Here is a 13,957-nt window from a genome sequence, read left to right as displayed (position 1 = left end):
AATTTGATGGCAATAAACCTGAATGCATCGATAAACCTCTTTTCCGACATTACCTTTCAATATCCGAAACCAGTACTTTGGTGTCCAGACTATATGATATTGACATCGCCAGAACACATGCGATGCTTGCTCGTATCTACTCATGTTATTTGCCTCTTTTGACTTCGCTAAAAATCAAAGATGCATTTAACATGGGTAGGTATACAGGCAAAGCCTCAAATGATGATAACCACCTACTGAAGTAAGTGGTTTTGGGCTAAAAATAAAAAATTGTCATTACTTTGATAACTGGAGCTTGAGTTGGGTTATCACCAAATTCAACTCATCAAGTTCTAGTCCAGGATATAAGGGTAAGCTCAAGATCTGCTCATAGAAGCGCTCAGCTGCTGGAAAATCTCCTCGTTGAAAACCTTTTTGCAGATAATATGGCTGAAGGTGTACAGGAAAATAGTGTACATGTACTTGTATACCTGCAGTTCGCATCTCATTGAATAGTTGTTGTCTTATAGAAACATTATCGAGACGGAGCATTTGTAGATGTCTAGCGCTTAGCGAGTCAGCCAAAGGCTCAACCCAATTAAAGGGAAGACCTATGAGTTGTTGACGATATTGCGCAGCGAGTTCATTTCTTTTCAAAACAAAGGTTTCGAGTCGCTTCATCTGAGACATACCGAGCGCGGCCTGCAACTCTGTCATTCGGTAGTTGAAGCCAAGCAGATGTTGTTCATAGTACCACTCCCCCTCATCGGGACGAAGCATATCGGCTGTCACTTTAGTGATCCCATGACTACGATACAGGCGCATCTTTTCGGCCAAATCAATATTATTGGTCATTGCCATGCCACCTTCTGCACTGGTGATGATCTTGACCGGATGAAAGCTAAAAACAGTGATATCTGAGTATTTGCAGCTACCAATGTTATATCTGTGGTAACTGCCTCCTAAACCGTGGGAAGCGTCCTCAATGATATTAAAACCATATTCTTCAGAAAGTTTAGCAATAGCTACCATATCACAGCTATGACCGCATAAATGCACAGGAATAACGACCTTCGGTAAGGTGCCTATCTGGGCTGCAAGCCGTAACTTTAGCGCCAAAGCATCGGGGCACATATTACCGCTAGCTGGATCAACATCAACAAAGTCGATGTCTGCACCGCAATAAAGAGCGCAATTAGCCGAAGCGACAAAAGTAATAGGAGTAGTCCAAACTATATCCCCCTCCTTTACACCTAAAGCCAGACAAGCGATATGTAATGCAGAGGTCGCACTATTTACCGCTACAGCATAATTTGCTCCAACATAACTAGATATAGCACTCTCAAATTCAGGTACTTTTGGCCCCTGAGTAAGATAATCCGATCGAAGCACTGCTACTACAGCATCAATGTCAAGCTGAGTTACATCTTGTTTACCATAGGGGATCATGCTATCGAGTCCAATTTCAGGATTTCATCCTGCGTTAAAAAATGTGGATTAGTACCAGAATTATATTCAAATCCCATTTGCACTACTTTCCCCTTCTCCCCTAAAGAATTGGTACAAAAGTCAGTTTCACGGCCAAAGAAACGAATGCTTGGAGTAATAACAAAATGATCATCAAACTCTATAGTATGGTGGGAATCATCCCCTGGACACATAACCTCATGCATTTTTTCACCTGGGCGGATCCCCACAATCTGCTGCTCCAAACTCGGCCCATAGGCTTCGGCAAGATCAGTGATTCGTATGGAAGGAATTTTGGGTACGAAGATCTCCCCACCCTGCATACGGGAGAAGTTTTTTAAAACAAAATCAACACCATCCTGAAGAGTAATCCAAAAACGTGTCATATCGGGATGCGTAATGGGCAACGAAGTAGCACCATTAGCAATCAGTTGTTTAAAGAAAGGCACGACTGAGCCACGTGACCCCACGACATTACCATAGCGAACTGCGGCGAATCGGGTTTTGCCATCTCCCACCACGTTATTGGCGGCAACAAACAGCTTATCGGAGGCCAACTTAGTCGCACCATATAAATTAATTGGACTCGCGGCTTTGTCTGTTGAGAGGGCGATAACCTTCTTAACATTATTACTGATGGCGGCCCGGATCACATTTTCGGCCCCATGGATATTGGTTTTTATACACTCCATGGGATTGTATTCAGCAGCGGGAACCTGCTTAAGTGCAGCGGCGTGGATCACAAAATCCACATCTTTAAAGGCTTGCTTTAGTCTCTCACCATCACGCACGTCACCAATAAAATAACGCATACATGGCGCGTTAAACACTTGCTGCATCTCATACTGCTTTAATTCATCACGGGAAAAAATGATCAACCGCTTCGGTTTATAACGTTGTAAAATGGTTTTGGTGTATTTTTGCCCAAATGACCCAGTGCCACCGGTAATCAAAATTGTTTTGTTATCAAACATAGAGTTTCCCGCCCACTATTGAGATCTTCAATTCGCAACTTGTGACAACGATAAGTCAATTTGTCAATGTAGCGCCATACCATACAAAATCCACGCCATAAATTCATATTGAAACAATCAAGAGCAAAATCACCATACAAATAATTGATAGTATTATAAAAAAGCACAAATAAAATATTTTTATAGACTTCTTGCTACACTCATAACAAACTCATCATTTAAAAATTTTTTCAACCTAAACACTTTGGCTTTACACCATCTACACCGTCAAAAATGCTCTGGAACATAAATTGCATCATCGAAAAACTGCAATCAAGTGGCATTTATCGTTATGACACTTAAAGTGTACGTTCAAGTTGTTCCCCAATCGAGGAAAATATGCAACTACAAACCAACATATTGAATAACTTTGCAATAAGTCGCTTCAACGAGTACTACTTACCCAGCATAAATCGCTCTACCTTTGAAGGACTTGACTCCAAAACCATCTATGATGGTAAGTTTAAAAAGGCTTTTTCTCAAAAAGACAGGCTTAATATCATTGTTGGTATGGATTCTGGATTATTAGCGAATTACATATTAGAAGAAGGTATTCCTGACGGTAGTAAATTTATTATAGTCGAGTTATCTTCAGTATTGCCACTATTAGTCATTGATATTCCAACTGAGTTACAAAAAAAACTTATCATCATCGATGAGTCACAATTTGATGAAACATTAAAACTAGAAGATATAAAGTTATTTATAGCAAAAACAGAATATAGCATATATTCCTCACTTGCTGTAGCAGCTAAACACATTGAAGATTATAACAACTTATTAAATACTATTGAATCTAGACTGCAAAGTGCACACTTCGAAAACCAAATAAATTTCACTCAAAAAATATTTATCCAAACACAACTAAATAACATTCCAGACAATCACAGCCAAGCAAAATTATTGAGAAATAAATTTAATGGTAAAACAAGTATCGTTATCGCCGGAGGTCCATCTTTAGATGGTAACATTGACTGGATTAAAGAAAATCAAAAAGATTTATTTATATTTTCAGTCTCTAGAATTGCAGGTAGATTAGTTAATTATGGTATTATTCCTGATATAGTTGTCAGTGTTGATCCACAAGAGGTCAGCTTCGATGTTAGTCGTGGTATGTTTGATTTAACTAATGAAACACTTTTTGTCAATTCATATCATGTTAGTCCCAAAATTTTATCCCAATGGCCAGGAAAGTCCCTTTATATGGGCCAACGCTTACCGTGGGAAAGTGATACAGATCACGATAACATTATCACTGTTGGGCCGACGGTTACCAATAGCTCAGTGCGTCTAGCTATTGAAATGGGGTTTGGCAAGATATTGCTTAGTGGGGTTGACTTTTGTTATTCAAAGTCTGGTTATAGTCATGCAAGTGGGACTATTGAAGCAAGTCTTGGGCCTAGATTAGGTCATAACACTATATGGGTTGAGACCTACGCGGGCTATCAAGCTGAAACATTAATACAACTAAAACATGCTATGGAAGCTCTAGAACAAGAGGCAAAAAACAACCCTCAAGTTGAAATGTTCAATTTATGTAGTAACGCAGCTAAAATCCAAGGGATATCTCACATTGCCCCACAAGCGATCACATTAAATATATTTGGCTCAAAAAAAATAGATAATATTGATTGGTCATCAAATGATATTAAAAAAGATCTATTATATATACAAAAGGAATGTATTAAAACTAAGAGAGAATTAACCAAACTGCTTTCACTATCAAAAAAAGCACAAGTGTTGTCTACCAACCTAACATTAAATTCAAAATCATCAGCTAACGTACTTGATGAGATAAATAAAATAGAATACAAAATAAACAAAAAATACTCAGAACTAGCAAAGCTAGCTAAATTTTATGGTTATTTTGAATTTTCCCATTTTTTAACGACACGAGAAACTGAAATCTGGTCTCAATCGCATATAAATGAAATGACGAAAAGATACTATAATGCACAATCCTCTAGCTGCTCGAATATCTTAACTTTAGTTGAAAATACCTGTAATAAAATACAATTTAGGTTAAATGAACTAGGCGATACTCCATTATCAGACCTAGCGTCAAGGTGGAAAAATGAAGGTCAGCCGGGTAGAAGCATTATTTGGCAAAATATGCACAAAACACGAGTATTTAGTGTAGATGAACAATCATTATTGCTAGAGCTTCATGAGCTATATCAAAAAAGTCTTACCGAGGTTAGACAAACCTATGTTGACAAGTTAACAGCAGGCTCCTCAATGGAGCGTGTTTATACCAAAATCATACGACTAAACCAGTCACAACATCATCAAGGTCTCACGCTTATTGTCGATAATTTAAAGTCAATAATTGATAATAACCCAGAAGCTAACAGATTGTATCACTTAGCTTTATCATTTAAGTTAAACCTAGAACAACAGCCCGAGCAAGCCTTAAAGGTTCTATTGGCACTGCCTGAACACCTCTATACAGAGATGGAGTTAAAACAAATTATTTTACTCGCATTAAAGCAAAGAGATTTAGAGCTTGCATCATCAACACTTGTCAAAATTTTGGCTCATAGTGATGAATATATGCCACAATATGCGCATATTTTGAAACTGCAAGGGAAAGTCCAAGAGTCAGTCAACGTCTATCTAGACTACTTAGAAAAATATCCTTCAGATACGCAGACTTGGATAAAACTTGGCTTATTCATGGTTGAACTTGGCCAAGCTGAAGGCGCACACACTGCGTTTACCAATGCCCTCAATGCCGATCCGAGTAATCAGGTAGCACAACATTATGTGGCAGAACTCACCCGAATCATGACTGAAGCACAATAACCTAGTTGCCAAGTGGTGATATCTCCACTTGGCGATTTTATTATTCATGCTTAGCATCTTATAATGAGCCTGTTTCAATCTTGCCATTTCCTAGGAGATATTGCTTGGCTCATACCTACATACCTTTAGACACCTATCGCCGTAAGTGGATTTTTAACCACAAAGACTTACCTGTGAGCGATGATGACAAGACTGTCATTCTGCCGCTAACGGATAAAAGCGCCATGCTGGTGTGGAATCAGTGGATTAGCAATAAAAGTAGCCGCGCCGAACAGTTTACTAAAGGGGATTGGGCCGCCAAAGCCAACGCATGGGTCAAAACAGATCATTGGCAGAGTGCGTGGGACAGTGAAGATAACAGTCTACCCGAGATGTTAGCCGAGTTTATTCAGTGGCCAGAGGATACTCAGGTCTATTTTTGCTACGAAAAATATCAAGTGATTGAGACTCGTTGGGATGTGTTTGTCCGCAATTGGAAGTGCTTTCTGTTTTTTGATGATGGCCCAATCCTGATCTCCCCTAAGCAAAAACAAGCGGTGATGTTTGAGCAAAATGGCCAATATAAATTAGGCGTTCGTGGCTAACCCTGTCAGCTAATAAACTAAACAGGTCGAATATTTCTTCACACATATCGCTTTTTTAATGCGCTCGACAAGGGAAAGTCGCCTTGTTTTGCCTAAGTCACCAGCGATAGCTTGCACAGATTAGGCTATCGCTCCTCTTGGGTTTCGATTAGTATCGCTTCGCAATCTACAGATAAATCACCGTTCGAGTCACTCAGATGATTGATACACTCAACGGCCATAACTAAAAAATATGAGGTGTATAATGAAGTTACTCTCAACCTTAACGCTCACTACTGCTTTGCTTTTTCCACTATTTACCCAAGCTAAAGAAGTGTCAGGTGTTCAAGTCGCCGACAGCATTACGCTCGACGCTCAGGCGCTGCAATTAAATGGCGCCGGTGTCCGCAGCAAATTCTTTATGGATTTGTATGTCGGTAGTCTGTACGTGCCCACTCCCAGCAAAACTACCGCCGAGGTGATCAATGCTCCAATAGCCGCGATTCGCCTTAATATTACGTCTGGAATGATTACGTCCGAGAAAATGCGTGATGCGATAACCGAAGGTTTTGAGCACGCAACCGCCGATAATACGACCGACATTCAGCCACAAATTGACGCCTTTATGGCGCTATTTAAGGATGAAATCAAAGAAGGCGACCAATTCACCTTGATCGCCAACAAGAGCCGTGGCGTTACCGCCTATAAAAATGGTCAAGAACAAGCCACGATTGAAGGGGAAATGTTCCGCCAAGCCTTACTCAAAATTTGGCTAGGGGAAAAACCTGCCCAGAAGAGCCTCAAAGAGGCCATGCTGGGCCAGTAATTAAAATCGGAACTCGAGATCCAAGGCGGCAGCGCCTTGGTTATCAATGTCGAGCGCCGTTTGATCGGTGACTTCTAATTCGCCATTGAAGTAGTAACCCGCGTAAAGATTCAGCGCAATGGCCGGCGTAGCTTGCCAACCAGCACGCAAATAACTCACCCACTCGTTAGTCTCTACTACGGTATCTTTATCGGCGACTAAAAATCGCTCGGTGCGACGTGAATGACCAAAGCCAACATTCCATGCCGGGCTCATTTGATAACTCAGCTCCAAACCCGCAGGGCCACTAAATCCCGCTTGGGATGGGTTCGCTAACCGCCAACGATCATTAATCTGCCAACTCACCGCCAGATAAGGCATAGTGCGTACTTCATCAATATCGTTTAAATACGCAACGCCAAAACCGAGCATATTGCCCGACTCGAAGGCATACATGGCCGACGCAACCACACCATAACTCTGCGCATGGCTCGCCGATGCGGTATCGGCATAGGCATATTGAAGTTGTGGCGACAACATAAAGGACCAATGCTTATCCATCCGATAGCTAAGGGATAGGCCCGCGCGATAACGGTCGATATTTTCCCAGGTTTCACCCGCATCACTAAACAGGCCAGCGGCGTTATTCGCCCCCGTTAAACGGATATTGCGCCAATCGTAATCAAGCCTATCGTAACCGACACGCATTCCAATAGACCACTGTTTATCTAGGGGAATATTGACGCTGGCGTTGAGTAATAAACTGTCCCGCTGCAACTCGGTATCGCCATTGGCAACCGAGGCTCTCTGGGTACTAATCTGCGATACGCTCAACTTAAAGGGTTTATATTGCTTAGGTGCTTCTGCCGCTGATGCACAAAAGCTTAAAAGCGGTATTAAACTCACTCCCATGCAAACTAGGCTATGTTTTATGCTAACTCGAGAATCAAGTGATTTAGTCACGCCTGCTCCTTGCGTTACTGTTAAGTCATTTGTTGCGGATAATACGCTCGATTTCAAACAAAAGTAAACTCTTTTCGAAGAAGATACAAACTGATACCAACCGCTTAATGTTGTTACACTCGGTAGGCTTTTAAGAACATCTCGGCACAACCCCGAATATACTGCTCACGCTCCCCCAATAAGCTCTCCGTCTCCAGTCCCAGCTCTAACCTGAGTTTCAACTCACCAAACAACATTAAACACAAACGTACCGCGCAGTGATGCGGTTGTGAAAAGCGATACACTCCAAGCGCTTCAACCGCCCCTAAATATTTTGTCAGCATCGCAAGCATATGCTGTGGCCCCGCCTCAAAAAACAACCTTGAAACTTCAGGGTGGCTCTCAGATTGCGCCACACAGGCTTTAAAGACGGTAATAGCCTCAGGGCTGACAATCATTTCACCAAATTGCAACGCAAACTCGGTGATAGTGGCTTCGGGTTGGCTTGGATCGCTGAGTAAGTCGGCATTTAAGTTATGGCCAACGCACTTGGATTCAATCGCCGCCACAAACAGGTCATCTTTACTGCCATAGTGAGAATAAACGGTTTGCTTAGAAACACCCGCCAATTTAGCGACTTCATCCATACTGGTATGGGGAAAACCTTGGCGGCAAAACAAGTCAATGGCCGCCACCAGCACTTGCTGTTTCTTTTGTTCACTGCGGCTCATCGGGATCTCGGTGGACTGAGTCATATCTTCACTCAAGGTAGCAACATAATTAATTCGTATTAGTTAAGCATAAAATAGACTAGACAGTCCAGTTCCACGCAACTAGACTAGCAAGTCTAGTTACATAAAATTAACCTTAAGCTTACAACGGAAGGATTCAAATGGATCAAGCGGCCCGATGTTTTTGGCGTGTATTTTGCGTTTGCGTGATTGCCGTCTCCACCTTAACGGCCTGTCAAAAGGAAGTGACAGAGCATGCCAATACTGCGCAATTACAAACCGTGACGACGGCACCGCTGCGCTTGTCGACTAGCTATCAGAGTGAGCAAGTATTCACTGGCACAATCCGTGCGGGCAATACCACGGGCGTCGGATTTGAATTATCGGGTAAGCTCAGTGAGTTAACTGTCGATAGCGGCGCTAAGGTGACTCAGGGGCAAGTATTGGCCAAACTGGATACCCGCTTGCTTGAAGCCGAGCGCCAAGAAATCCAAGCAAGCTTAGCGCAAACCCAAGCCGATGTTGACCTTGCCACCAGCACTCTCAAACGGAATCTAGAACTGAAGAAGTCCGGTTATGTCTCTGAACAATTGCTCGATGAAACTCGAACTCAACTCACCAGCCTAGAGGCGGCTAAACAACGCCTGCTGGCCTCGCAGCATGCCAATCAACTCAAACTCGACAAATCACACTTACTCGCCCCCTTTGATGGCATCATCAGTCAGCGCCAACATAATTTGGGGGAAGTCGTTGCCGCGGGTAACCCCGTCTTTACCTTAGTTGGCAGCATCAATACCGAGGCCTATATCGGTGTCCCGGTTGCCATTGCTAACCAATTCACTACCGGACAAGAAGTAAAGGTTAGTGTCCAGAATCAACTATTTATGGCTAAAGTTGCTGGGATCAGTGCCGAGGTCAACCCCATTAGCCGCACGGTACAACTGCGGATTAGCCTACCGGCACAGGCCAAGGTGATAAATGGAGAAATAGCCTATTTACATCAACAACAAACCGTTGAACAAGCAGGCTACTGGGTGCCAATTTCAGCACTGATTGATGGTATTCGAGGACGCTGGAATATCTATGTTACGGCGCAACAAACAGCTGATAGCGCTTCAACTCAAATAGAACGTCGCGATGTCGATATCCTCTACACCACGCAGGATATGGCTTATATCCAAGGAGCGATTAAAGCCGACGAACAATATGTGACTCAAGGTTTGCATAAATTAGTCGTAGGCCAAGCCGTTTCCACAACACTCGTAACGGCGAGGTAATCATGATTAAAGCCTTCGTCGAAAATGGTCGCTTAGTCAGCCTAGTGATCGCCCTACTACTGGTCGCGGGATTTGGCGCGATGTCCAGTTTGCCTCGCACCGAAGATCCACATATCACCAACCGCTTTGCCTCTGTCATCACTCCTTATCCCGGCGCTTCCGCCGAGCGGGTCGAGGCGCTTGTCACCGAAGTATTAGAAAATCAATTACGTCGCCTTGAGGAAATAAAGCTGATTCAATCCACCTCAAGACCCGGTATCTCGGTGATCCAGTTAGAGCTCAAAGACACAGTGACAGATACTGCGCCTGTGTGGTCAAGGGCGAGAGATCTGCTGGCCGATGCCAGAAACACCCTCCCCGATGACATACAGACACCGACCTTAGACGATCAAGTCGGCTACGCCTACACCGCGATTTTAAGCCTAGTGTGGAACGATAACAGTCAACCTAGGGTGGATATGCTCAACCGCTATGCCAAGGAATTACAAAGCAGGCTCAGACTCTTATCCGGCACCGATTTCGTTAAACTCTACGGCGCACCCGAGGAAGAAATCCTAGTCCAGCTCGATGGCTATAAGATGAGCCAGTTGCAATTAACGCCGGGTACCATAGCGAAAATCTTAAGCAGCGCCGACAGTAAAATTGCCGCTGGTGAGATCAATAACAATCACTTTCGCGCCCTTGTCGAAGTCTCGGGTGAGCTCGATTCGCAGAGCCGTATTCGCCAAGTACCACTTAAAGTCGATAACGATGGGCAAATCATTCGTCTGGGCGATATTGCGACTATCAGCCGCCAAGCTAAAAAACCAGCAGATAGCATCGCTCTCGTTGACGGTGAGCAAAGCGTGTTTGTCGCAGCGCGCATGTTGAATAACACCCGTGTTGATATCTGGCAAGGACAAGTCAAGCAACTGGTCGATGAGCTCAACAACGAGCTTCCCGCAAATATCAAAGTGCAATGGTTATTTGAGCAAAACAGTTACACCAGTGACCGGCTTGGCGGACTCGTTATCAACCTAATACAAGGGTTTGTGATTATTCTCACAGTCTTACTGCTGACCTTGGGCTTAAGAAACGCGATTATCGTTGCCCTATCACTTCCCTTAACCGCCCTGTTTACCTTAGCCTGCATGAAGTATATCGGCCTACCCATTCATCAAATGTCGGTCACAGGTCTAGTCGTCGCCCTTGGGATCATGGTGGACAATGCCATTGTAATTGTTGATGCCATTTCCCAGCGCCGCCAACAGGGTATGAGTCGCTTAAACGCTGTGACTGAGACCTTACATCACCTGTGGTTGCCTTTGGCGGGCTCAACGATTACCACTATTCTAGCCTTTGCGCCGATCGTATTAATGCCAGGCGCAGCCGGAGAATTTGTGAGTGGCATCGCTATATCGGTAATGTTTGCACTCTTTGGCTCCTATGTAATATCCCATACTTTGATCGCCGGTCTTGCGGGACGCTTTAGCCTCGAAGGTAAACATCCTGTCTGGTATCAGCATGGTATCAATGTGCCTTTAGTAAGCGGTTACTTTCAAGCAAGCCTAAGATTTGCGCTCAATCGCCCACTACTGAGCGCTACGCTTATCGGGATAATACCGCTGTTAGGTTTTTACGCTTCAGGCAAGATGACTGAGCAGTTTTTCCCGCCATCGGATCGGGATATGTTCCAAATTGAGCTGTATCTCGCCCCCCATGTCAGCCTCGAAAACACCTTAAACCAAGTGCTATTGATGGATAAGCAGTTGCATCAAATCGAGGGTATCAGCCAAGTCGATTGGGTTGTGGGTGGCAATACCCCTTCGTTTTATTACAACTTAACTCAGCGCCAACAGGGGGCCACTAACTATGCCCAAGCTATGGTGAAAGCCAGCGACTTTGAGCGCGCCAACGCCCTTATCCCAGAGTTGCAGCAAAGCTTGGATAAAGACTTTCCAGAAGCGCAGGTGCTGGTGCGTAAACTGGAGCAAGGCCCGCCCTTTAATGCCCCGGTCGAGTTGATGATTTTTGGCCCTAATCTGGAAACATTACGCACCTTGGGTGATGAAATCCGTCATATTTTGGCTGCAACGCCCGATGTGATCCACACCCGCGCAACCTTGAGTGCAGGGTCACCAAAGGTATGGCTACAGGTCAATGAAGATGCGAGCTTAATCAGCGGATTAAGCCTGACGGATATTGCTAGACAAGTCCAAATGTCTACAACTGGAGTGATTGGCGGCAGCGTGTTAGAACAAACCGAGTCACTTCCTATACGCGTGCGTCTAGGTGAGAGTAGCCGCGAGCAGGCGAGCCGTATTGCGGAAATCCAGCTCATGACCCCTTCGGGCACTGCCGTTCCGTTATCTGCACTGTCCCACAACGAGGTGCAAGTCAGTCGCGGGGCGATCCCTAGGCGTAATGGTCAACGCGTCAACACGATCGAAGCCTATATCGTCAGCGGGGTATTACCTGCCCAAGTTTTAAATGATGTAAAAGATAAAGTGGCCGCAATCAAACTACCGGCAGGTTATCGGATTGAAATTGGCGGCGAAAGCGCTAAACGCAATGAAGCGGTAGGTAATCTACTGTCTAATATCATTTTAGTGGTTACCTTATTGCTGGCCACAGTTGTCTTGTCCTTTAACTCCTTTAGGCTAACAGCGATTATTTTACTGAGCGCATTACAGTCGGCGGGGCTTGGGCTACTTGCGGTCTATGTTTTTGGTTATCCCTTTGGCTTCCCTGTGATCATCGCGCTACTCGGCCTAATGGGGCTTGCGATCAACGCGGCGATTGTGATTTTGGCTGAGCTGGAAGATACACCAAATGGCAGAGCGGGAGATAAAGCTGTAATTATCAATATTGTCAGCGGCTGTGGTCGGCATATCAGCTCAACCACAATCACGACGGTGGGGGGATTTATTCCGCTGATTATTGCAGGTGGCGGATTTTGGCCGCCCTTTGCCATCGCTATCGCGGGAGGCACCTTGCTAACAACCTTACTATCACTCGTTTGGGTGCCAACCATGTATCTACTACTAATGAAAAACCGCAATAGGTTAGATACATCGCCGTTGTCGCCTCAAATAGCATCATGAACCAGATATTGATACAACTTATCTTTAAGGTGAAGCCGTTCTAATTTTAAGGCCACAAAGTGCTCATCATTGGTGGGCACTTTGGTTAACTCTAGAGCGCGAATTTTATGGTCTAACTCATGGTAACGCTGCGCCATGGTCGCGAAAATTGCATTGTTTTTTTTAAGATGATGAATATGGTCAGCAAAATCTGGAAACTCATAAATTAACGCATGATTTTCACCCAACATAATGTCACTCCTTGTCGTCTTGTATTGGTTCGATTGCGATAAGCCATGGGAAGTATCCATTTACCCCAAAACTTATCACTCTAGACCGCATTCCCTATCGCAAAGTGCTATATTCCTATCCGCTAAAATAAAGCAAGGTTATCGTGGTAGGAATTGGCAATATGTCAGCGAACTATCTATAAATAATAGAAAATCTTAGACCCATATCAAGACCATGACGTAAAAGTTAGGTTACATTAGCGTTAACCTTTACCCTATAGGATCGCAGAATGAACTATAAAAATTGGCCTATTGCAAAACAGATCGGTGCTCTCGCGTTTGCCCTTACCCTTATTATTTTCTGTATACTCAGTACTCTTTCCTATAAATCCGCTTCAAATGTGCTCGAGGACAAAGGCATTAGTGCCATGAAAGCCGAAATGCACGCTGTATCCGATATGCTTGAGCTTCAATACGATAGCTTGTTGCAACTAGCAAGACGCAATGCCGATGTATTTAAAGAAATGTATCCTGGTCAATTCAGTATCTTGGATAAAACGGTCAATGTACTTGGCGTAAACACGCCAGCATTGTTACATGAAAAAGAACAAATCAACTCTTCAAAGAGTAAAGTTGACCGTTTTGCTAACCTCACAGGTGGCACAGCTACGGTCTTTGCTCTCGCTGGAGATGATTTTGTTCGTATTGCAACCTCCCTTAAAAAACCCGATGGCAGCCGCGCCTTAGGTACCTTTTTAGGTAAAACCCATCCAGGTTATCCGACCTTAATCAAGGGCGAGGTTTATGAAGGTTACGCCAAACTTTTTGGTAAAGACTACATGACCGTCTATCGACCCATTAAGGATCTCCAAGGAAAAGTGATTGGGATCTTATATATCGGTTTTGAAATCACGCAATCCTTAACTCAATTACAAGATGCGGTGAATAAAATCACTCTAAATAGCTGATCCGAATACTGCTACATTTTCGCCGTGCCATGCCCACTGCCAGGAAATGGGGAAACGGTTCCCATAAAATGCCATACCATGCCAAGCAGTTCCCGTATGTTCCTGCAAGCGTGAT

Annotated in this window: 11 protein-coding genes and 1 pseudogene; 6 read left to right on the top strand and 6 right to left on the bottom strand. The window is 44.0% G+C overall.

The genetic code is table 11. The annotated features are described in order from the left end of the window. The 3 genes from AEA42_RS21885 to pseB all read right to left on the bottom strand — a co-directional run. The coding region (locus AEA42_RS21885; RefSeq protein WP_197278443.1) for a transposase at positions 1 to 144 on the bottom strand (144 nt) is incomplete at its 3' end. 132 nt (positions 145 to 276) lie between these two features. Continuing rightward, on the bottom strand, positions 277 to 1,428 hold the full coding sequence (pseC, locus tag AEA42_RS14160; RefSeq protein WP_055648074.1) for a UDP-4-amino-4,6-dideoxy-N-acetyl-beta-L-altrosamine transaminase: 1,152 nt from the start codon (positions 1,426 to 1,428) through the stop codon (positions 277 to 279). After that, positions 1,425 to 2,420 carry a UDP-N-acetylglucosamine 4,6-dehydratase (inverting) gene (pseB, locus tag AEA42_RS14155; RefSeq protein WP_055648073.1) on the bottom strand — a complete coding sequence of 332 codons (996 nt, stop codon included), beginning with the start codon at positions 2,418 to 2,420 and terminating at the stop codon, positions 1,425 to 1,427. Before pseB ends, pseC begins: the two co-directional genes overlap by 4 nt. Positions 2,421 to 2,798: 378 nt before the next feature. On the opposite strand from pseB, the gene AEA42_RS14150 reads away from it, so the two are divergent. The 3 genes from AEA42_RS14150 to AEA42_RS14140 all read left to right on the top strand — a co-directional run bounded on the left by AEA42_RS14150 (position 2,799) and on the right by AEA42_RS14140 (position 6,653). Then, the gene (locus AEA42_RS14150; RefSeq protein ID WP_055648072.1) at positions 2,799 to 5,264 is read left to right on the top strand and encodes a 6-hydroxymethylpterin diphosphokinase MptE-like protein; all 2,466 of its coding nucleotides are present in this window, start codon (positions 2,799 to 2,801) and stop codon (positions 5,262 to 5,264) included. Between the two features lie 104 nt (positions 5,265 to 5,368). Beyond that, complete coding sequence (locus tag AEA42_RS14145) at positions 5,369 to 5,848, top strand: DUF2947 domain-containing protein (RefSeq protein ID WP_037424885.1); 480 nt, start codon at positions 5,369 to 5,371, stop codon at positions 5,846 to 5,848. A gap of 244 nt (positions 5,849 to 6,092) precedes the next feature. Continuing rightward, positions 6,093 to 6,653 carry a chalcone isomerase family protein gene (locus tag AEA42_RS14140; protein WP_055648071.1) on the top strand — a complete coding sequence of 187 codons (561 nt, stop codon included), beginning with the start codon at positions 6,093 to 6,095 and terminating at the stop codon, positions 6,651 to 6,653. Here the strand turns inward: AEA42_RS14140 and AEA42_RS14135 are convergent, their stop codons facing one another. Further along, positions 6,654 to 7,544 (bottom strand): DUF6268 family outer membrane beta-barrel protein, encoded by an 891-nt coding sequence (locus tag AEA42_RS14135; RefSeq protein ID WP_055648070.1) that lies wholly within the window; start codon positions 7,542 to 7,544, stop codon positions 6,654 to 6,656. 164 nt (positions 7,545 to 7,708) lie between these two features. Further along, entirely contained in the window at positions 7,709 to 8,329 is a 621-nt protein-coding gene (locus tag AEA42_RS14130) for a TetR/AcrR family transcriptional regulator (protein WP_055648069.1), read from the bottom strand. Between the two features lie 137 nt (positions 8,330 to 8,466). On the opposite strand from AEA42_RS14130, the gene AEA42_RS14125 reads away from it, so the two are divergent. Further along, positions 8,467 to 9,582, top strand: a complete 1,116-nt coding sequence (locus AEA42_RS14125) for an efflux RND transporter periplasmic adaptor subunit (protein ID WP_055648068.1) — start codon at positions 8,467 to 8,469, stop codon at positions 9,580 to 9,582. 2 nt (positions 9,583 to 9,584) lie between these two features. Continuing rightward, positions 9,585 to 12,665: an efflux RND transporter permease subunit gene (locus tag AEA42_RS14120; RefSeq protein ID WP_055648067.1), complete on the top strand. Its 3,081-nt coding sequence runs from the start codon at positions 9,585 to 9,587 to the stop codon at positions 12,663 to 12,665. Here the strand turns inward: AEA42_RS14120 and AEA42_RS14115 are convergent. After that, positions 12,650 to 12,895, bottom strand: coding sequence for a DUF465 domain-containing protein (locus AEA42_RS14115; RefSeq protein ID WP_047534029.1), 246 nt, complete (start codon positions 12,893 to 12,895; stop codon positions 12,650 to 12,652). The genes AEA42_RS14120 and AEA42_RS14115 overlap by 16 nt on opposite strands. Before the next feature lie 269 nt (positions 12,896 to 13,164). Here AEA42_RS14115 and AEA42_RS14110 point away from each other — a divergent pair. Then, positions 13,165 to 13,833 (top strand): annotated as a pseudogene (locus tag AEA42_RS14110) (Cache 3/Cache 2 fusion domain-containing protein); the annotation flags it as partial. Positions 13,834 to 13,957 lie beyond the last annotated feature (124 nt).

The organism is Shewanella sp. Sh95, from assembly GCF_001308045.1.
GTDB lineage: Bacteria > Pseudomonadota > Gammaproteobacteria > Enterobacterales > Shewanellaceae > Shewanella > Shewanella xiamenensis.
The sequence above is the reverse complement of the archived record's forward strand: the minus strand, read 5'-3'. Positions and strand labels throughout refer to the sequence as shown.

Excerpts from the sequence above, each read along its gene's own strand:
- AEA42_RS14115 (WP_047534029.1), bottom strand. The coding sequence starts at position 12,895 with ATGTTGGGTGAAAATCATGCGTTAATTTATGAGTTTCCAGATTTTGCT.
- pseB (WP_055648073.1), bottom strand. The coding sequence starts at position 2,420 with ATGTTTGATAACAAAACAATTTTGATTACCGGTGGCACTGGGTCATTT.
- pseC (WP_055648074.1), bottom strand. The coding sequence starts at position 1,428 with ATGATCCCCTATGGTAAACAAGATGTAACTCAGCTTGACATTGATGCT.
- AEA42_RS14135 (WP_055648070.1), bottom strand. The coding sequence starts at position 7,544 with ATGGGAGTGAGTTTAATACCGCTTTTAAGCTTTTGTGCATCAGCGGCA.
- AEA42_RS14140 (WP_055648071.1), top strand. The coding sequence starts at position 6,093 with ATGAAGTTACTCTCAACCTTAACGCTCACTACTGCTTTGCTTTTTCCA.
- AEA42_RS14125 (WP_055648068.1), top strand. The coding sequence starts at position 8,467 with ATGGATCAAGCGGCCCGATGTTTTTGGCGTGTATTTTGCGTTTGCGTG.
- AEA42_RS14150 (WP_055648072.1), top strand. The coding sequence starts at position 2,799 with ATGCAACTACAAACCAACATATTGAATAACTTTGCAATAAGTCGCTTC.
- AEA42_RS14120 (WP_055648067.1), top strand. The coding sequence starts at position 9,585 with ATGATTAAAGCCTTCGTCGAAAATGGTCGCTTAGTCAGCCTAGTGATC.
- AEA42_RS14130 (WP_055648069.1), bottom strand. The coding sequence starts at position 8,329 with ATGACTCAGTCCACCGAGATCCCGATGAGCCGCAGTGAACAAAAGAAA.